This is a genomic window from Fulvimarina uroteuthidis (genome assembly GCF_034321785.1).
In the GTDB taxonomy this organism is placed as follows: Bacteria; Pseudomonadota; Alphaproteobacteria; order Rhizobiales; family Rhizobiaceae; genus Fulvimarina; species Fulvimarina uroteuthidis.
Genome location: NZ_JAXLPB010000002.1, coordinates 335,293 through 355,170 on the forward strand (window position 1 = coordinate 335,293; position 19,878 = coordinate 355,170).

15 protein-coding genes are annotated in these 19,878 nt (G+C 66.6%); 10 read left to right on the forward strand and 5 right to left on the reverse strand.

Annotated features, from left to right (window positions below; genetic code table 11):
• Positions 1–76: 76 nt before the first annotated feature.
• Positions 77–889: a glycosyltransferase family 2 protein gene (locus U0C82_RS06505; protein WP_322186267.1), complete on the forward strand. Its 813-nt coding sequence runs from the start codon at positions 77–79 to the stop codon at positions 887–889.
• Positions 890–1,108: 219 nt separating this feature from the next.
• Here the strand turns inward: U0C82_RS06505 and U0C82_RS06510 are convergent, their stop codons facing one another.
• From U0C82_RS06510 to U0C82_RS06520, 3 genes are all read right to left on the reverse strand, one after another.
• Complete coding sequence (locus U0C82_RS06510; RefSeq protein ID WP_322186268.1) at positions 1,109–2,605, reverse strand: UDP-glucose dehydrogenase family protein; 1,497 nt, start codon at positions 2,603–2,605, stop codon at positions 1,109–1,111.
• Between the two features lie 119 nt (positions 2,606–2,724).
• A complete protein-coding gene (locus tag U0C82_RS06515; protein ID WP_322186269.1) occupies positions 2,725–4,170 on the reverse strand; it encodes an exopolysaccharide biosynthesis polyprenyl glycosylphosphotransferase in 1,446 nt (481 codons plus the stop codon).
• A gap of 103 nt (positions 4,171–4,273) precedes the next feature.
• Entirely contained in the window at positions 4,274–5,305 is a 1,032-nt protein-coding gene (locus U0C82_RS06520; RefSeq protein ID WP_322186270.1) for an NAD-dependent epimerase/dehydratase family protein, read from the reverse strand.
• Between the two features lie 396 nt (positions 5,306–5,701).
• On the opposite strand from U0C82_RS06520, the gene U0C82_RS06525 reads away from it, so the two are divergent.
• From U0C82_RS06525 to U0C82_RS06535, 3 genes are all read left to right on the forward strand, one after another.
• Positions 5,702–7,639: a right-handed parallel beta-helix repeat-containing protein gene (locus U0C82_RS06525; protein ID WP_322186271.1), complete on the forward strand. Its 1,938-nt coding sequence runs from the start codon at positions 5,702–5,704 to the stop codon at positions 7,637–7,639.
• A 153-nt stretch (positions 7,640–7,792) separates the two neighbouring features.
• Complete coding sequence (locus tag U0C82_RS06530) at positions 7,793–9,175, forward strand: AGE family epimerase/isomerase (RefSeq protein WP_322186272.1); 1,383 nt, start codon at positions 7,793–7,795, stop codon at positions 9,173–9,175.
• 130 nt (positions 9,176–9,305) lie between these two features.
• Entirely contained in the window at positions 9,306–10,820 is a 1,515-nt protein-coding gene (locus tag U0C82_RS06535; RefSeq protein WP_322186273.1) for a mannose-1-phosphate guanylyltransferase, read from the forward strand.
• Positions 10,821–11,046: 226 nt separating this feature from the next.
• Here U0C82_RS06535 and U0C82_RS06540 read toward each other — a convergent pair whose 3' ends face one another.
• Positions 11,047–11,769, reverse strand: a complete 723-nt coding sequence (locus U0C82_RS06540; protein WP_322186274.1) for a Crp/Fnr family transcriptional regulator — start codon at positions 11,767–11,769, stop codon at positions 11,047–11,049.
• A gap of 399 nt (positions 11,770–12,168) precedes the next feature.
• Here U0C82_RS06540 and U0C82_RS06545 point away from each other — a divergent pair, with 399 nt between their 5' ends.
• The gene (locus U0C82_RS06545) at positions 12,169–13,188 is read left to right on the forward strand and encodes a UDP-glucuronic acid decarboxylase family protein (RefSeq protein ID WP_322186275.1); all 1,020 of its coding nucleotides are present in this window, start codon (positions 12,169–12,171) and stop codon (positions 13,186–13,188) included.
• A gap of 281 nt (positions 13,189–13,469) precedes the next feature.
• Positions 13,470–14,162, forward strand: coding sequence for a GNAT family N-acetyltransferase (locus U0C82_RS06550; protein WP_322186276.1), 693 nt, complete (start codon positions 13,470–13,472; stop codon positions 14,160–14,162).
• Positions 14,163–14,328: 166 nt separating this feature from the next.
• Here the strand turns inward: U0C82_RS06550 and U0C82_RS06555 are convergent, their stop codons facing one another.
• Entirely contained in the window at positions 14,329–14,460 is a 132-nt protein-coding gene (locus tag U0C82_RS06555) for a hypothetical protein (RefSeq protein ID WP_322186277.1), read from the reverse strand.
• 480 nt (positions 14,461–14,940) lie between these two features.
• On the opposite strand from U0C82_RS06555, the gene U0C82_RS06560 reads away from it, so the two are divergent.
• The 4 genes from U0C82_RS06560 to U0C82_RS06575 all read left to right on the forward strand — a co-directional run bounded on the left by U0C82_RS06560 (position 14,941) and on the right by U0C82_RS06575 (position 19,808).
• Positions 14,941–15,741, forward strand: coding sequence for an EAL domain-containing protein (locus U0C82_RS06560; RefSeq protein ID WP_322186278.1), 801 nt, complete (start codon positions 14,941–14,943; stop codon positions 15,739–15,741).
• Positions 15,742–15,850: 109 nt separating this feature from the next.
• Complete coding sequence (locus U0C82_RS06565) at positions 15,851–17,833, forward strand: methyl-accepting chemotaxis protein (protein WP_322186279.1); 1,983 nt, start codon at positions 15,851–15,853, stop codon at positions 17,831–17,833.
• A 240-nt stretch (positions 17,834–18,073) separates the two neighbouring features.
• Positions 18,074–18,664, forward strand: a complete 591-nt coding sequence (locus U0C82_RS06570; RefSeq protein WP_322186280.1) for an ANTAR domain-containing response regulator — start codon at positions 18,074–18,076, stop codon at positions 18,662–18,664.
• Positions 18,665–18,668: 4 nt separating this feature from the next.
• Entirely contained in the window at positions 18,669–19,808 is a 1,140-nt protein-coding gene (locus U0C82_RS06575; protein ID WP_322186281.1) for a CmpA/NrtA family ABC transporter substrate-binding protein, read from the forward strand.
• The last annotated feature ends 70 nt before the right edge of the window (positions 19,809–19,878 follow it).

Here is a 19,878-nt window from a genome sequence, read left to right on the forward strand (position 1 = left end):
CGGCGCGCCCGCGACCGGACCCTTTCCGACCCGTTGCATGCCTCGCCCCCCACGAAACCTCAGGGAGTTGCCTCCGATGATCGTCACGATCGTTACCCCGACCCTCAACGCGGCCGAATATCTGCCGCAATGCATCGCTTCGGTGAAGCAGAACGCCGTCCCTGGTGCCGAGATCGATCACGTCGTCGTCGATCCCGGCAGCACCGACGCCACGATCGCGATCGCGAAGACGGCCGGATGCCGTCTCATCCAGGGCAAGGACAAGGGCATCTTCGACGCGATCAACAAGGGTTCGTTCCAGTCGCGCGGCGACGTTCTCGGATTTCTGGGCGCCGACGACGTGATGCTGCCCGGTGCCGTGGCCGAGATCGTCAAGGCATTCGAGACGAGCAAGGCCCGCTGGGCGGTGGGCGGCATTCGATGGATCGACGAACAGGGCGCAAGCCTCGGCGACCTTTCCGCACCGCCCGCATGGATCGCACCGCGTGCCTACGCCTCGCTGGGCTGGAACCCGATCATGCACATGTCGACCTATATCCGGCGCGACCTCTTCGAGGAACTCGGCGGGTTCGACATCACCTACCGGGACGCGGGCGATTACGAACTCTTCATGCGGGCACTGGAAAAGACGCCCTTCGTCCGGATCGCCAAACCCCTCACCTGCTTCCGGCGCACCGGAGCCAACAACAGCATGGTCAACGAGCAGCGCTCGCGCCTGGAATCGCGCGCGATCGCCAAGCGCTTCGGACCGGGTTTCGCGGGCGAGCGCACCATCTGGCGGTTCGCGATGCGGGCCCTCATCAATCTGCGCAATCCCGGCTGGCTCGCCCATAAGACGAAAACAGCCGCACGCGCCTTTTTCGATCCGGCGACACCGCGTTATTTCTGACGGTCTTTTATGCTTCGAACATCGGTCCGGTCGGCGCATGGCCGCCGCGGCCGGACCGGCATCGCGCGCCCGGAACGTCCCGCCGGCCGCACGGCAAGTCTGCGCGCCCGAACGAAACGACGCCTGCCGGCCCCTCGAGGCTCGCGGCAGGCGCCGGGCATAGCCGAAGGCGCTTCGAAGGTGCCCGGCCGGTTCGGCGGGACACCCGTCATCGGGCCGTCACTCGGCCGGAACCGCGCCTTCGCGCCGGGCCTCGTCCTGATCGAAGACCCGGATCGGCCCGCCCGCGACCGGGCCGCGCCGCGCGGGCGCCCTGCTTGGCGGTTCCGAAATATCCTGGACGCCCATGGGCTGCGGCGCGTAAGCCGGGAGTGAAACCGGCAGCGGGCTGGCATGGCGCCCGACCCCGCGATAGGTGAAGCCGAGCGCGATCAGGCGCTTGGCCTCCAGATGGTTGCGCAGGTCGACGATGACGGGCCTGCGCATCAGGAGCCTTGCCGCCATCCAGTCGATCGTCAGGAATTCCGGCCATTCGGTCGCGATCACCACGGCATCGGCATCGGCGAGCGCCCGGTCGATCCGGTCGGCGATCCGCACGCCGGGAACCAGCCGGGCGAAATGCTCGCCGGCGGCCGGATCGTAGGCGGTCACGCTCGCGCCCGCCGCAATCAGGTCGGACAGGATCGACAGCGCCGGCGCCTCGCGCACATCGTCGGTGCCGGCCTTGAAGGCAAGACCCAGAAGCGCGATCCGCCGGCCGCACAGCCGCGCGCCGACGGCCTCCTCGATCTTGGCCGCCATGGCATGCTTCTGGCGCTCGTTCGCCGCGATCACCGCGCCGGCGATCTCGCTCGGGCAGCCAAGGTCCGCGGCAAAGCTCGTCAGGGCGCGCAGGTCCTTGGGAAAACAGGAGCCGCCGAAACCGGGGCCGGCCTTCAGGAACGCCGGGCCGATCCGCCGGTCCGCGCCCACGGCGCGCGAAAGCTCGTCGACATCGGCGCCGACCCGCTCGCAGATCTGCGCAAATTCGTTGACCAGCCCGATCCGCGTGGCCAGGAAGACGTTGGCCGCATATTTGATCATTTCCGAGGTTTCGAGCGCGCCGACCTCGACGAGCGGAAAGCCCTGGCTCGTCAGCGGCGCGTACAAAGCGCGCATCGCCGCGAGCCCCGCCTCGCTGGCGCTTCCCACGACGATCCGGTCGGGCCTCGTGAAATCCTCGATGGCGCAGCCCTCGCGCAGGAATTCCGGATTGGAGACGATCGAAAAGCTTCCCGGCTTCAGCCGGCGCGCCACCATCGCCTCGACGGCGCGGCAGGTTCCAACCGGCACCGTCGACTTGATGACGATGGTCAGGTGGCCGCCCGCCTGGCTCGCCGCGCGCAATCCCGCGGCCTGATCGACGGCGGAAAACAGCGCGCGCAGATCGGCGGACCCATCCTCGCCCGAAGGCGTGCCGACCGCGACGATGAGGATGAGGTCGGGCTCGCCCAAGGCGCCGGACGGATCGACGCCGAACGACAGGCGGCGCGCCTCGCCGTTTCGCGCGACCACCTCGTCAAGCCCGGGCTCGTAGATCGGCATCTCGCCGCGCGCCAGCCCCTCGATCTTCGCCGGATCGATATCGATGCAGGTGACGGCGTGGCCGAGATCGGCAAGACAGGCCCCCGTCACCAGACCGACATAGCCGGTCCCCAGGACGCAAACGTTCAGCATGGCAGCAATTCCCTGTTTGTCTTGGTGTTGAAACCTGGCGCGCGTCGGCGCGTCTCGTGCAGATCGGGTGCAAGGGAGCCGCGGGCCTCGCAAGGGTCGCGTCGATCGCAGCGGTCGTCTCAGCGCGCGCCGCGCGCCGCCAGGACGACGGGAAGCGTGTGGACGAGGATGTAGAGATCGAGCCAGACGGACCAGTTTCGGATGTAGAAGACATCCGACCGGCGCTGGGATTCGAGGTCCGAATCGCTGCGATGGCTGATTTGCCAGTATCCGGTGAGCCCGGGCATGACGCTTGCGCGCAGGGCGCGAAAATCCTGGTCGAACGCTTCGAGATGGTAGCGCGGAAAGGGCCGCGGGCCGACGAGGCTCATCTCTCCGACGACGACATTGAGAAGCTGGGGCAGCTCGTCGATGCTCGACTTGCGCAGCGCCGTTCCGATCACCGGCAGGATGCGCGGATCGTTCTTCAGCTTGAAATGCCGCTGCCATTCGCGCGCCGCATCCGGATCGTCGGCGAGATGCCGCGCGAGCCGCGCCTCGGCATCGGCATACATGGTGCGCAGTTTCAGGACGTTGATGGTCCGATCCCGGATGCCGGCCCGCTTCTGGACGTAGAACGGGTTGCGTCCGTCATAGGCAAAGACCGCAAGCGCCGCGAGGACGATGACCGGTAGCGCCAGGACGAGGGCGGGGACGGCGACGAGAACGTCGAAGATCCGTTTCAGTCGCAGATTGTCCGCGACGAGCAGGCTGTGGCGCAGTTCGAGTCCCCCCGAACCGAGGATCGACGGGCTCCGGGTGCGCAAGGTCTGGACCGAGCCTGCATCGCGCAGGATCATGACGCTCGGCAGGTCGAGCTCGGCCGCGATGCGCAGATCGTCCGCTTCATGGCCGCTGGACAGGAGAATGGCGCAGGCGAAGGTCTCGCCGCCCGGCTCGGCCGGCCCGCACGCGGCCATGACCGCGGCGCGGATCTGCGCCGCGGTCATGGCCGGCACCACGGCGAGTGCGCGGTAGCCGAGTTCGGGCTCCTCGTCGAGCGCCCTGGCAAGGCGCCGCCCCTCGCTTTCCTCGCCGATGATGACGACCGGCTCGCGCCACAGGTCGTGGCGGATGAGAAGCCGCTGGACGAGCGTGCGCGCGAGCGTGCCGAAGCCGGTCAGCGCGATGAGCATGACGATCCACACGACCATGAGGGTCCAGATCGTCAGGTCGCGTGCGAGCGCCGCGGCGACGAGGGTCGACAGGATCGCCGCGGCGAGGATCTGCTGGCGGAAGAGGTCGAACGGGCTGAGCCGGCTTGCCGAATACAGCCCGAACGTGGCGTTGACGATGACCAGCAACAGGCCCCAGAGCACCGCGAACGGCACCCAATCGGCGATCGAACCCGTGCCGGTGGGAAACCCGAGGCCCTGTTGCGCGAGGACGAGGAACGCGGCGGCGGAAAGACCCGCCACGCCATCGGCGAGCGCCAGTGCGATATGCTGTTTCAGTCGCAGGCGGCGGATGGGCCGAACGGCCCGCTCACCATAGGCCTGCACCGTCGTGAAGTCAGTGTCTGACATGGCGGTTTGCAATCGCTTCGGGTTGGAAGGACGCTCTGGCTGTCTGTCTGGTGTCAGGCATCGGGCTTTCCGAACATCGATGTTCGATTTTCAAGCCGATGCCCTAGGCGCTGGGTGCGGCCACCGCCGAGCGAGGCTGCGCCACCGCACCCGGCGCGGCATCGGCCATGAGCTGTCCGGCGATCCACGCATAGGTCGGAACGATGCCTTCGCGCAGATGGATCGTCGGCTCCCAGCCGAGCACCTCGCGCAGCCGGGAATTGTCGCTGTTGCGGCCGCGAACGCCCTGGGGCTTCGTCGTGTCGTGGCGCTTGACCAGCGTCTTTCCCGCAGCTTCGCAGACGATGTCGACCAGTTCGTCGATGGTGACGAGCTCGTCCGTTCCCAGATTGAGCGGCAGGCCGTAATCGGACCGCATCAGCCGGACGAGGCCCTCGACGCAATCGTCGATATACATGAAGGAGCGCGTCTGCCGGCCGTCGCCCCAGATGTCGAGCGACCCGCCGTCCCGTGCGAGCGCGACTTTCCGGGAAATGGCCGCCGGCGCCTTCTCGCGTCCGCCATCATAGGTGCCGAGTGGGCCGTAGACATTGTGGAAGCGCACGACGCGCGTCTCCATGCCGTAATCCTCGGTGACGTATTCGCACAGCTTCTCGGTGTAGAGCTTCTCGAGCCCGTAGCCCTCTTCGGGCTGGGCCGGAAACGCGTCGTCCTCCTTCAGCGGCGTCACATCGGGCTGGAGCTGGAGGTGGGCGGGATAGACGCAGGCCGAGGAGGAGTAGAGAAACCGGCCGACCCCGGCCCGGCTCGCCTCGTTGACCATGTGCACGTCCATCAGGGTGTTGTTGACGGTGATCTCCGCATGGGACTGGCTGATATAGCCGATCCCGCCCATGTCGGCGGCCAGGTGATAGACCTGGTCCATGCCCTTGACGGCGGCGGCGCAATTGCCGGGCTCCCTCAGGTCGACCTTCAGGAATTCGTCGCCGGCGGACGCCTCGTATTCCGGCATCTTGATGTCGGCGCCGCGCACGAAATGGCCCATGGCCTTGAGGCGCGAGACGAGATGGTGCCCGATGAAGCCACCGGCCCCGGTGACGAGAATGCGTTGCGAGGCGGATGCGGAAATCGCCATGACGGCTGTCCTTGAACGTTGAACCCGCCGCGATCATGCGGCGGTGTTTCGAACAAAGTCATCGCGTCATCGGGATTACTCTTCCTCGGCCGAGCCCGCCGGCGATCGCAGTGCCGTGAAAGGATTAACCACGCCTTATTTTCCTTGATCCAGATCATCATCGGCCAACGACGGATTGCCTCCGTCACGTCCGATCATCGAATAGTGCGAATAATTTAGGAAGAGAGCAGGACAGCTTTCGGTTGAAGAGGCTCGACTTCGAAAATTTGATCGAGATCAGTCAATACTGAAATGCGATCTTTCTTTCTCCCCCAAACGGACAAATAGACGACTCGAAACAGTCCCGATTTGCCAGCATTTTCCCGCCGTCAACAACAAGAAAAGGAATGCTGGAGCTTGGCTATTCAACCGAACGATATCTTCGGAACCGTGGACATGAACCGTCCCGGCGACGCGATCGTGCTGACGTCCGACATGGACGTGCGCGCCGTCATAGATAGATCCCCCGCCGGAGCGACCTTCTGGTTCGAGGCGGGAACCTACAGGCTCGACAGCCCGATCGATCCCAAGGACGGGCAGAGCTTCTTCGGCGAGAAGGGCGCCACCCTCGACGGATCGGTGCCGCTCGAGGGGATCGAGGCCGATGGGGATTACTACTCCGTCTCCGGCCAGACCCAACAGGGCCAGAGATTTGCGACCGAAAACGCCATGAGCGGCTTCGAGCGTGCGGGTTACCCCGAAACCGTCTTCGTCGACGGCCAGCCGCTGAAGGCCGTCGCCAGTCTCGGCGAGCTCGAGGCGGGCGCGTTCTACTTCGACTACGCCGCCGACAAGATCTTCTTTGCCGAGAGCCTCGAAGGCCGGCAGGTCGAGGCCGGCGTCAGCCCCGCCGCGTTCCTGTCCGACGCGTCGAACGTCACGGTCTCGAACTTCGTCATCGAACACTTCAATTCCCCCGTCCAGCGCGGCGCGATCCAGGGCGGAGAAGGCTGGACGGTCGAGAACAACGAGGTCCGCTTCAATTACGGCGCCGGCATCACCGTGCAGGACGATGGCCGGATGCTCGGCAATTTCGTCCACAACAACGGCCAGCTGGGCCTCGGCGCGAGCGGCAACGGCATACTGGTGGAAGGCAACGAGATCGCGCAGAACGGCTACTGGTCGGGCATCGAGGTGGATTTCGAGGCCGGCGGATCGAAGTTCGGCGAAGCCTCCAATCTCGTCGTGCGCGACAACTACGCCCACGACAATAGCGGCTACGGCCTGTGGACCGACGAGAACTCGATCAACGTCCTCTACGAGGGCAATCTCGTCACGGGCAACGAAGCCGGCGGCATCAGCCACGAGATCTCCTACGATGCGGTCATCCGCGACAACACCCTCGTCGGCAACGGCGCGGCGCGCGCCGACGGCTGGCTCTGGGGCGCGCAGGTCCAGATCCAGAACTCCCGCGACACCGAGGTCTACGGCAACCGCATCGACATGTCGGGCGGCGTCAACGGCATCGCCCTCGTCCAGCAGGATCGCGGCGGCGGGCGCCTCGGCGAATATGTGACGATCGGCAATTCGGTCCACGACAATGTCATCGTCTCGCGTTCCGGCGACGGCGTGACCGGCGGCGCGGCCGATTTCGACGAAGACGGCATGCTGAACGGGGGCAACACCTTCTTCGACAACGCCTATTACATGAACGATGGCGACCATTGGCGGTGGGGCGATTTTCCGAGCGGCGACGACTGGAACGCCTATCTCGAAGATTCGGGGCAGGGAAACGGCTCGACCCTGTCGAACGCCATCCCCGACACCGCGAGCTGGCTGACGGGAACCGCGTCCATCCCGGTCGTCGCAGATCCGGGCGGATCGCCCGGTTCCTCCGGCTCCTCGGGCACGCCGATCGTCGCCGATCCCCAGATCCCCGATGACGGCCCGGTTCAGCTGCCGGGCATCTCGTTCGACGGCCAGCCGACGCTCACGGGAACGGCCGGCGACGACGATCTCGACGGAACCGGCGGGGCCGATGTCATCGCGACGGGCGCCGGGCGCGACATCGTCTTCGCGGCCGAAGGCAACGACCTGATCTCGGGCGGCGCGGGTGCGGACATCTTCGTGTTCGAGATCGCGTCCGGGCAGGACCGCATCCTCGACTTCGAGGCATCCGGGCCGGAACACGACACGGTGGTACTCCCGGACGACTACTTCCAGACCGCCGGGGACGTCATCGCCAGTGCCCGCGACGTCGAGGGCGACGTCGTGATCGCCTATGGCGACAATGTCCTCACCCTGGAGGATCTTTCGGTCGCGGCGCTGAGCGATGATCATTTCCAGATCATGTAGTCGGGCCTGAACCGCCGACCTTCCCGATGCGACGCAAATGGCGGGGCGCCCGAAAGGCGCTCCGCCGTTTGGCCTCGAAACGCGGGCGGCAGACACCCGACGGGCGCGGCGCGAACGCCCGCCCGCGCTACTCCGCAAGAGCAAGGGGGTTGCTTGATCGAGGGCAATGACGCCAAGCCAGATCCGGCCATCCTGAAACGGACATCGACCCCGCACTTGGGAGGCATTCGTTTCGTGATGGATCACGCCGACATTCAAGATTTCCGTCCGGTCCCGTTTCCGGCGCTTTCGATCGACCCCGATCTCCTCGGCGTCGCAGCCGCCTTTCGCGAACGCCTGTTCCGGGACATCCTTCCGCTCTGGTCGGTGGTGGGCATCGATCGCACCGAGGGCGGCTTTGCGGAGGCCCTCTCCCACCGCTGCCGGATCGAGCCGGGACCGCGCAGGGTCCGCGTCACCGCGCGCCAGGTCTACGCCTTCGCGACGGCGGCCGAGATGGGGTGGAACGAAACGGCGGCGCGCGCCTGCCTCGATCACGGCTACCGATTCCTTCTGCGGCATTGCTCGGCGGAAGGGTTCCTCGCCCACACCCTCGACCACGACGGCAGGGTGCTCGATCCCGGCCACGATCTCTACGACCAGGCGTTTCTCGTTCTGGCCTATGCCAAGGCCTACCGGCTGACGGGCGACCGGCGGATCGCGCTGCGCGCCGAAGAGCTGCTGCGCGGGCTGCGCTGCCGGTTCGCCGCCGCCAATGGCGGCTTCGTCGATCATCTCGCCCGACGCCGGCCGCTGCGCGCCAACCCGCACATGCATCTCCTGGAAGCGGCGCTGGCGTGGGTCGAGATCGACGACACGTGCGAATGGCGCGAGTTCGCCGACGACATCGTCGATCTGTTCCTCACCCGCCTCTTCGACCGGACGTCCGGTTTCGTCCTGGAGGATTTCGACGAGAACTGGCGGGCGATACGGCAGGACGGCCGATCCCGCGTCGAGCCCGGGCACCAGTTCGAATGGGCCTGGTTGCTGATGCGCTGGGAGCAGCTGTCGCAATCCTCGTGCGCGGGCGTTGCCGAGCGCATGATCCGGTTCACGGAAAGCAACGGGGTCGACAGGACCCGCAGGGTCGCGGTCAACGCGCTGTGGCAGGACGGCTCGATCGCCGATGCCACCGCGCGGCTCTGGCCCCAGACCGAACGCCTGAAAGCCTGGCTTGCCCTGGCCGAAGCCGGCCATGGCGAGGACGCGGCTCTTGCCGAGAGACATGCGGCGGACGCTGCGGCCACGGTGCTCTCCTATCTGGACACGCCCGTCGGCGGCCTCTGGCACGATCTCATGGACGAACAGGGCGCGTTCATGCCCGGCCCCGCGCCGGCAAGCTCGCTCTATCACATCATCTGCGCCGCGCAGGAACTCGTCGCCTATTGCGCCGGCGATGGCGAACCGCTCGGGCCGGCCCGCGGCACATCCATGGCGGGGATGCGGTTTCGGGCGCCCATGGCGCGCCCGCCGGCTCCGGTGGCAGCCGCCAGGTAAGGCTCAAGGCGCGCCCTGACCTGCGCCCGCCCCTGCCATCGGGACCGCCGGAACCGCCCCCGTTCGCGTCCAGTCCTCGATTCTGTTTTTCGTCAACAAGCGCTCTTTGCGAGAAAGCAGGTTTTCCACCATGGCCCATTCCGTCGAACGGACCGACATCGCGGTGATCAAGGCCGCAGAACTCGTCGCGCGCGAAGCCGGCATGGCGACGATCGTCCCGGTGATCCTTTCGGGCGGCGCCGGCACGCGCCTCTGGCCGCTGTCGCGGCGCAACGAGCCCAAGCAGTTCCAGCCGCTCGGCGGCGACCACACGCTTTTCCAGGACACGCTGCTGCGCTACGCGGCGCCGTGTTTCGGGGCACCGATGATCATCGCCAATGCCTGCCAGGAAGCGATCCTCAGGCGGGATATCGAGACGATCTCGGCCCTCGGCCTGCCCGATCCGACGCTGGTCCTCGAGCCGGCCATCCGCTCGACCGCCGCACCGATCGCATGCGCGGCCCTCATGCTGGCCGAACGCGGCGAGGAGGACACGCTGATGCTGGTTTCCCCGAGCGATCACAAGGTGAAGCGGCCGGCCGAGCTCTACGAGGCCGTCGCGGGATCGCTCGCCTTCGTGCGGTCCGGCTCGATCGCCCTGTTCGGAATAGCGCCCACCCGGCCCGAGACCGGCTTCGGCTACATCCATGTGGGTCCGATGGAGCACGGCATCGTGCGGCGGGTCGAAGCCTTCGTGGAAAAGCCCGACCTCCCGACCGCAGAAGCCTATCTCCGCTCCAACGCCTATCTGTGGAACAGCGGCATGTTCATGTTCTCGGCCCGCACGATCCTCGACGAGTTCCGGCGCTTCGCCCCTGAGATACTGGGTGTCGCGCAGAACGCGGTCGGCGAGGCAAACCACAAGAGGGGGTCCGTCACCCTCGGCGCGGCGTTCAAGAGCGCGCCGGCCGTGCCCATCGACGTGGCGGTCATGGAGCGTTCCGACCGCCTCGGCGTCGTTCCCGCATCGTTCGGATGGAGCGATCTCGGCACGTTCCACGCTCTGTGGCAGGAGGGGGAGAAGGACGCCCGCGGCAATGTCGTCTCCGGCAACGCCATGCTGGAAAACGTCTCCGGAAGCTATGTGCGGGCGCAATCGCGCATCGTCTGCGTCTACGGGCTGGACGATGTCTGCGTCGTCGAGACGCCCGATGCGATCCTCGTCGGCCCGCACGCCGACAGCGCGCCGATCAAGACCTTCGTCGAGACCCTGACGAAAGCCGGCGAACCTGCCGTCCTCAAGCACATGGCCCGCGATCTTTCCAGCGACGGCGATGTCGTCCGCCTCGAGATCGAGCCGTTCCAGGCCGCGCCCGTGCCGACCTTCTCGCAGTTCGAGAACCGGCTGATCATGGTCGTTTCGGGCTCGCTCTCCCTCGTCTCCTACAATGGCACGACGCGGCTTGCCGCGGGAGAAGCCGCCCATCTCATGCTGAGCGATCCGACGGTTCTGCGCAATGACGGGTCGCTCGCCGCGAGCGCCGTCGTCTTCAAGCTGAAGCACATCCGCGAGATCGGCCTCGAAGGCGCCCCCCACCTCGGCTCGCCGGGCAGCGGCTTCGACGCCAGGGCCGCATTGCCGGCCTATCCGGCGCTCGACGGGTAGGCGTTTCCAGTTCCGTCCCCGCGACGCCCCCGGCGTCCGCTTCGCAACGACCGGACGGCCCTGCCGCTCGGCAGGGCGCGCCGGCATGCGCCGCCCGTGCGAACGAGCCCGGCCAGTCTCCCGACGAACGATGACAGCACACGCGCTTTGCCCCGCCCGGCCCGTCGCAACGTCGCGGCGGGACGTTTCCGGCTGGGCGGTTCCGGCTGGGCGGTTCTGGCGACCGTCAGGAAATGGCGATGGTCTCGATCGCCTGGGGCTGGTGGGCGAGCCGGCAGAACATGTCCGGGTTCAGGACGATGACGGATCCGCGCTGGGTCTCGATCAGGCCCTGGAGGCGCAGCATGCGCAGGACCCGGTTGACGTGGACGGCGGTGAGCCCTGCCGCATCGCCGAGATGGGTCTGGGTCAAAGGCAGCCGCAGGCTCGTCCGGTCGCGCCGATCGCCCAGCGAGCGGCAGGTCAGATCGCCCAGGATCTGCACCACGCGCTGGCGCGCATCGTGGCATTCCAGCGTGGCGATCCGCGCCAGCATGCCGGCATGCTCCATTTCCACATGCTCCCACAGGACGGTCTGACCGGCGCCGTCGTTCGCGAACAGGGTCTGGATCTGGCTGAGGGGGATCTGCTCGACCACCACGTCGGTGATCGCGGAGACCACATGGTCGAACGACCTCACGGCATAGGGGTTGGGATTGCAGACGTCGCCGGGCAGGAGGAAGGCGAGGATATGGCGCATGCCGTCCTTGGTCTCGCGGTAACGGATCGCGATGCCTTCGCGAATGGCGAACATCGCCTTCGGCCGGTCGTAGATCGCGAGAATGTCCTGGCCGCTCAGAACGGTCGAGAAGCTGTTCTGGAGGCGGGCGGCGTCTTCGTTGTCGGATCGATACTGGGCCCGGATGCAGTCGACGAGGCTGCGCCCCTGCATCCTGGCAGGCTTCGACATTCCATCATCGGGTCTCGGCATGCGCGTACCCCCCACGAAGACGTGCCGCTGGCGGAACTTGGCGCCCGGCTCATCCCCGAACGCCCCCAAACGGACTTCGACAAGATTCCGACCCGGAGCGATCGTTCCGGTCGAAGGCTCGATGTGAGCTCAGGGTCATCGTAACACCATATCTGGAAAGAATTTGCGCGCGGCGACGCATTCGGGGTGACGAAGCTGCGCCGATGAAGGGCGCATCGGGATTACTCCGTTGGGATCGGTCGCGCGGGCCTTTTCGCGTTACTTCCCATAACGGCCGGGCTGCTTGATCTGCGGCAAGTACAAAGGCGGCCCGCCTGCGCGACGACTGTCGGCGACGCCGTCCGTGACGGACGGCCCGGCCCTTCCGGAGACGCTGCCATGCTCGATATCGACACGCTGGACCATTCGCGCCTGCAACTCGTTCCACCGCTCGCGCCGATCCTGGTGACGGGCGGTGCCGGCTTTCTCGGCTCGCACCTGTGCGACGAGCTCGTCGGGCGCGGGCGGTCGGTCATCTGTCTCGACAATCTCCTCACCGGGCAGAAGGCCAACATCGCCCATCTTCTCGACCATCCCGGCTTTCGCTTCATCGATCACGACGTGATCGATCCGATCGCCCTCGAGGTGTCGGCCATCTACAATCTCGCCTGCCCCGCCTCCCCGCCGCACTATCAGCGCGACCCGGTGCATACGCTGAAGACGAGCGTGTTCGGCGCGATCAACCTCCTCGACATTGCCCGCGCCAACGATGCGCCGATCTTCCACGCCTCGACGTCGGAGATCTACGGCGACCCGGACGTCCATCCCCAGCCCGAGACCTATTGGGGTCATACCAACTCCTGGGGTCCGCGGGCCTGTTACGACGAGGGCAAGCGCTGCGCCGAAACGCTGTTCTTCGATCATGTCCGCCAGTACGGCATCGATGCGCGGCTTGCCCGGATCTTCAACACCTACGGGCCCCGCATGGCGATCGAGGACGGCCGCGTGGTGTCCAATTTCATCGTGCAGGCGCTGACCAACGGCGAGATCACGATTTACGGCGACGGCACGCAGACCCGGTCGTTCTGCTACGTGTCCGATCTCATCGACGGTTTTCTGAAGCTCATGGCCCTGCCGCAGGCCCCCGAAACCCCGATCAATCTCGGCAATCCCGTCGAGTTCACCATGATCGAGCTCGCCCACCGGATCATCGCTTTGACCGGGTCGCGCGCGCGGATCGTCCACCGCCCCCTGCCCGAGGACGACCCCACGCAGCGCCGTCCGGTCATCGAACGGGCACGCGCGCTGCTGGACTGGGAGCCGACGATCGGATTGTCGGAAGGGCTGCAGCGCACGATCGCCTATTTCGACGCCTTGCTCGGCGAGCGCAGCCATGCGGCGGGACGGGCGGCGGTCTGAAGCGTCGTGCGTCTGTTCAGACGCCCGATGCCCCAGCGTTCTGTTTGATCTCAAGCATCGGGCTTTGCGAAAGGCGCCATCCGGTGCTCGGGCGACGCCGGGCGACACCGGAGGGATGCACAAGCGCCGCGCGATGCTGGGCCGATCGCCCGACGCCGTCAGGCGGCGTCCGGGCGACGCCGGCACGCGGGAGATGGCGAGTTGCGTGCGGCGGCGATCTCGGCCGCGCCGCGCAGGACAAGGACGACCAAACAGGACAACGATCTTCGGAGGATGACGCCATGGGTGTTTTGACGGACCCGTTCGAAATGGGTTTCAAACTGGTCAGGGAACGGCGATATGCCGATCTCGCCCGCAAGCTTGGCAGTCTGGCCTATGAGCGCCGGATCGCCGTCGGCCTTCGCCGCGACCTGATGGGGCCGTCCCCGTCGATCAAGGCGAAGATCCCCATCACGGTGCGCGAGTTTCAAGGCTCGGACCTGACCGCGCTCCTGCCCGAGTCCACCCATGCGATGTCACGGTCGGAACGGCTGGAGATCGAAGGCCGCCGCCGGCTGCACGATGCCAGCATTCCCAGATGCTTCGTCGCCGTCGACGATGCGACCGGCCATCCGTGCTATTTTCAATGGCTGATCGGGCCAAAGGACAATGACAGGATCCAGTCGTTCTTCCCGCGCGGCCTGTTCCCGATTCTCAATTCCGGCACGGCGCTTCTGGAGGCGGCCTACACGCCGCCGCACTATCGCGGAAAAGGGATCATGCCGGAAGCGATGGCGCGGATCGCCGAGCACGGGCGCGACATCGGCTGCCGCTCGATCGTGACCTTCGTGGAAGTCCACAACGTCGCCTCGATCAAGGGCTGCACGCGGGCCGGCTTCGTGCCCTATATCAAGCGCACCGAACACAATCTGGCGCTCCGGCTCAAACGCCGCTGGAGCTTCGAGCCGCTGCCCAAGGGCCTCGGTACGGTCTGACCGGCCCATGATGCGGCAAGCCCGCCAGAATCCGGACCGTCACACCGGGGCCCCACATCGGACAGATGGCCGGGCACCCTCGGGAAGGCCGCTCACGAACCGGCAAGGGACCATGGGCCAATCAGGGCTCGTGCGAGCCCGCCCCGGTGCCCGGCGCCGGCGTTCCTCAGTGGGCGAGATGCGGATATTTGCGGCGGATCTCGGCCTGCAGGCGGCGCGCTTCCTGCACGCTGTCCACCAAGCCGATCAGCGCCGAGCGAAGCTTGCGGGGGCGTGCGGGCTGGTTTGTCTTGGCCATGGTCGTTGTCCTTGCTGCTGGATGTCGGAGAGGCCCGTCCGGCCGGAGCCGGCGGCAACGAACCTCTATGTCAGGTTGCGCTTCTCAGATAAGCCCGGACGCCTCGAGGCACCATAGGCTGCATCGCAACGCAGCCATGCGCTGGTCGTAACGCTGGCGGTGACGCTTTGGTCATTGTTTCGAGCATGCGTCCGGCTCCGGCCCTTGCCGGTCGCGGTTCCCCAGCGGCATGCCTCAGGGGCAGGACCATCGCCGCCCCCGAGCTTGCCCGATCCAAGTGCGCACAAGGCCGGAGCGCTATTCACGGGAGTCCGGGACGGACCGCCGCCGTCGCTTCCACGGCCGGTGCCACACCAGAAAATAGCAGATCGAACCAAGAATAAATCTCGAGCATCTGCTTGAATACAAACAAATGTTTACGGTTTCTAAGACTGTTGTTCGGTATCTTGACGGGAACCACGCAACCGCATCGGACGCAGGATGACGACACGTACATGCCCCGGATGCCAGACATCCAAACCGCTCGACTTTTCCTTCTCGATGGCTTTCCAGCCGATCGTCGACGTCGTTGACGAGCGTGTCTGGGGCTACGAGGCGCTGGTGCGCGGACTTGCCGGAGAGGGCGCCTACGCGATCCTGTCGAAGGTGGAGGAAGAGCAGAAGTACCGGTTCGACCAGGCCTGCCGCACCAAGGCGATCGAACTGGCGGCGCGGCTCTTCGCCGACAAGGGCACCCATCTGTCGATCAATTTCCTGCCCAACGCCGTCTACGAGCCGGCCGCCTGCCTGCGCGCAACGCTCGCGGCGGCCCGCAAGAGCGATTTTCCGCTTCCCTCGATCATGTTCGAATTCACCGAGGGCGAGCGCATGGTCGATGTCGCCCATCTCCAGAACATCATCGCGGAATATCGGCGCGTCGGATTCCTGACCGCCCTCGACGATTTCGGAGCAGGCTATGCGGGCCTCGGGCTCCTGGCCGATTTCCAGCCCGATCTGATCAAGATCGACATGCATCTCGTGCGCGACATCGACACCTCGCCCGCGCGCCAGGCGATCCTGTCCGCCATGCTCTTCGTCGCCCGCGAACTGAACATCACCGTGTTGGCCGAAGGCATCGAGTCCCACGCCGAAGCAACGACGCTGAGGGCGGCGGGCGTCCGCCTGATGCAGGGCTATTATTTCGCCAAGCCTGCCTTCGAAGCCCTGCCGGGCGTCGATCGGGCCATTCTCGACCAGAATGCCGGCGCAGCCGTCGCGCACGGAACGATCGCCACCGCATGACCGGCTATCGACCGCTCTTCGTACCGACAGAACCAGGCTCGGGTCGCCTTGACCCGCGCCCGCTCCCGATCATGGCGATCACCCTCGCCCCAGGACATATGGCCGAAACATGACACTGAAGAACACAACGATCTCGGCCAAGCTGATCCTGGCCTTCTCGCTCCTTTCGGCCATCGCGCTGCTCATGGGCGGCGCCATCGTCTGGTCGACCCAGAGCATCCAGGAGGGCGCGGAGACGAAGGACCATCGCATCGCGCTGTCGGAAGCGGCGATCGACGCGCGCTTTTCTCTCGCCCGCCAGGAGAACTCGCTGCGCGGCTACATGATCACGCGTGACGCATATTTCGCGACCCGGGTGAAGGAGCATCATCAGGCCTTCAATGCCGCCCTTGCGACCCTGCTCGAACTGGCAACGCCCGACAGCGAGTTCGCCAAGGCGTATCCGGCCGTCGACGCGGCGATGACCGCCTGGCAGGCCGAGATCGCGGATCCGGTGATCGCAGCCGCCCGCAGCACTTCGACCTATCCGCGGGCCCTGTCGATCTTCAATTCCGGCAAGGCGGACGAGTTCATCGAGCCGATCGAGGTCGCCCTCGACGATCTTCGCGAACGCTCCCGCACCGCGATCGCGAACGCCCGGATCGACCAGACCGCGGCCATTTCCAGTGCACGCACCACCGTGGTCGTCGGCCTTGTGCTCATCGCGGCGGCGGCGGTCGTGCTCGGCCTTCTCCTGTCGAAGACCATCATCAAGCCGATCGTGGCGATGACGCGGGCCATGCGCCTGCTGGCGTCGGGCGACAAGAGCATCGTCGTTCCCGCGCAAGACCATGGCGACGAGATCGGCCAGATGGCCGCGGCCGTCCAGGTGTTCAAGGATCAGGCCATCGAGCGCGATCGCATGGCGGCGGAGGCGAAGGCCGCCCGCGTCAGCCAGGATCAGGCCCGCCAGCACCAGAGCGACCTCGACAATTCCAAGGCGAGCGATCTGCGCGCGTTCGTTGAACTCGTCGAGACGAGCTTCAACACCCTGTCCGCCGGCGACCTCACCGTGCGCATGAACCAGGCGGTCGCGCCGGAATTCGAACCGATCCGATCGAAGTTCAACGAAAGCGTCAGCCGGCTCGAAGAGGCGATGAGCGAGGTGGTGGGCTCCGTCGGCACGATCAATTCGGGCCTGTCGGAGATCACGATCGCATCGAACGATCTGGCGATGCGGACCGAACAGCAGGCCGCCTCGATCGAACAGACCGTGGCCGCCCTGTCGGATGTGAGCCAGGCGGTGGCCGAGACCGCGCGGAACACCGGCAAGGCGAGCCAGACGGCGGTGGCCGCTCTCAAGAAGGCCGAGGACGGCAGCCGGATCGCCGGCAGCCTCCGCGAGGCCATGGGCGTCATCGAGGGCTCGTCGCGCAAGATCGAGGACATTCTCGCCGTCATCGACTCGATCGCCTTCCAGACCAATCTGCTGGCCCTGAACGCAGGGGTCGAGGCAGCCAGGGCCGGCGAGGCCGGCAAGGGTTTCGCCGTCGTCGCGCAGGAGGTCCGCGAGCTCGCGCAGCGCTCGGCAAGGGCGGCGAAGGAGGTCAAGGACCTGATCGCCACCTCCCGCAAGCAGGTCGGAACCGGGGTGGAACTGGTCTCGTCATCCGGCAAGTCCCTCGACGAGATCGTCGCCGGCGTCAGCGCCATGGCCGACGTGATCGCCACGATCGCCTCGTCGGCGCAGGAGCAGGCGACGTCCCTGCGCGAAGTGTCGGGCGCCGCCGACCAGATGGACAAGATCACCCAGCAGAACGCCGCAATGGTGGAGCAGACGTCCGCGGCCGCTCACGCCTTGTCCAACGAGACCGACCAGCTGTCGGTGACCATCGGCCGGTTCGGCGTCTCGCGCGTCGCCGAGCGGGTGACCGCGTCGCCGGCGCGCACGCTTCCTGCGGCGACCTCCGGCGCGGCGCGGGCGTCCACACCGATCAGGCACGCCCCGGCGCCGCGGGCCGCGAGCCTCAACACGCCGGTTCCGGCGATGCGCACCACCGGCTCCGGGGGCGCTGCCCGCAAGCCGGTCGAGGACGATTGGGAAGAGTTCTGATCGGGCCCGGGCCCGAAGCGTCGGCCCGTTCGAAACAGGATGCATGATCCGAAGGCCGGAAGCGCGTTTCGGCCTTAACGCCCCACCGGCAATTTCCGCGGCATCGGCCCGGGCGCGGATCGAGCGCGTCCGCAAGCCGGATCGCCCGGCACCCGGCGCGATCCGCCATTGCCGCAAATTCGATCAGGCTGCCGCTTTATATTGCGTTGCAAAACGCCCGCCTCGTCGCACAATAGGGCCATGAGTGCCGAAATCTCGATCCTGATTTTCGATGAGAACAAGGTCCGCGCCGCGATCATCGAGGCGGGATTGCGGGAAGCCGGCCACGAGAAGGTGGCGGTGGTCGGGGAGATTCTCGGCCTCGTCAAACGCATCGAGACGCTCCAGCCCGATGTCATCGTCGTCGATCTGGAGAACCCCAACCGCGACCAGCTCGAACATTTCTTCCAGGTGTCGCGCTCGGTGAAGAAGCCGGTCGCCATGTTCGTCGACCGATCCGATTCCGAAGCGATCAGCGCGGCGGTGGAGGCGGGCGTCTCCGCCTACATCGTCGACGGCCTGAAGAAGGAGCGCGTCAAGCCGATTCTCGACATGGCGGTGTCGCGCTTCAACGCGTTCCACCGTCTCAGCCGCGAACTCGACGAGGCGCGCTCGGAACTGGCCGGGCGCAAGCTGATCGACCGCGCCAAGGGCATATTGATGCGCAAGCGCGGGCTTTCCGAGCCGGAGGCCTACCGGCTGCTGCAGCGGTGCGCGATGAACGAAAACCGGCGCATCGCCGATGTGGCGCAATCCCTGATCAGTGCCTCAAGCCTCCTGGGAGACCTTTGAAGCCATGGCGAAGGATGCCGTCCACGCAGGATATCTGCCGCTCCTCGACAGCGCGGTCCTGGTCGTCGCGGCGCGCTTCGGCTTTGCCGAGCGGCACGGCGTCGATCTGCAGATCCACCGCGAACGCTCCTGGGCCGCGATCCGCGACCGCATGAGCGTCGGCCATTTCGACTGCGCCCAGATGCCGGCGCCGATGCCGATCGCCATGAGCCTGTCGCACGGACCGCTGACGGCCCGGACCTTCGCGCCCCTCGTCCTCAACACCGGCGGCAACGCGGTCACGGTCGGCAACGAACTGGCCGCGGCCCTTGCCGACGAATCCCCCGTCGACGCCTCGCCGGCCGCGATCGGCGCTGCCTTGCGCTTCGCCACCGCAAGGCTGGCGGAGCGTAACGGGCGGCCGCTTCGGTTCGCGGTCGTGCATCGGTTCTCCGGTCACAATTACGACCTGCGCTACTGGCTCGCGGCCAGCGGCATCCGGCCGGACGCGGACATCGAGATCACCGTCGTCCCGCCCTCGCTCCTGCCCGAAGCGCTGGCCAGCGGCCAGATTGACGGGTTCTCGGCGGGCGAGCCCTGGAACACGATCGCCGTCAGGGCCGAGGTCGGCGAGATCGTCGCGACGAAGGTCGAGATCGCGCCGCGCACGCCCGAAAAGGTGCTGGGCGTCAGCGAACCGTTCCTGATCGAGCGGCAGGATGTGCTGAAACGGCTGATCGCCGCCCTGATCGAAGCGGGGCGCTGGTGCGACACCGCGGGGAACCACGGGGAGCTGGCGAGGCTGATGGCCGACCCGCGCCATGTGGGGGTCGATTCGTCCCATCTTTTGCCGGGCCTATCGGGGAACCTGGAAACCGCGAGCAGTGGCGGGCGCGCCGTCGCCGATTTCCTGACATTCGCAAAGCCCGGCATGAGCCGGCCCGACCCCTCCTTCGCCGCCTGGCTTCACCGTCAGATGGTGCGCTGGGACCATAGCCACCGGACGCCGGAGACGGACGCGATCGTGCGCGGCGTCTTTCGGCCGGACATCTTCGCGGCCGCGACGGGCGATGATCCGGGCGACCGTGCGGCCGAGGCGGCGTTCGACACCGACCGACATTCGAGGCTGTTCGACGGCGGCCTGTCCGAACTGTCGCAGGATTGAGCAGGCGGACGGGCCCGGCAACGAGGCAATTGCACATTTTATAAGCTAAATATCCGACAGATTAGAAAAA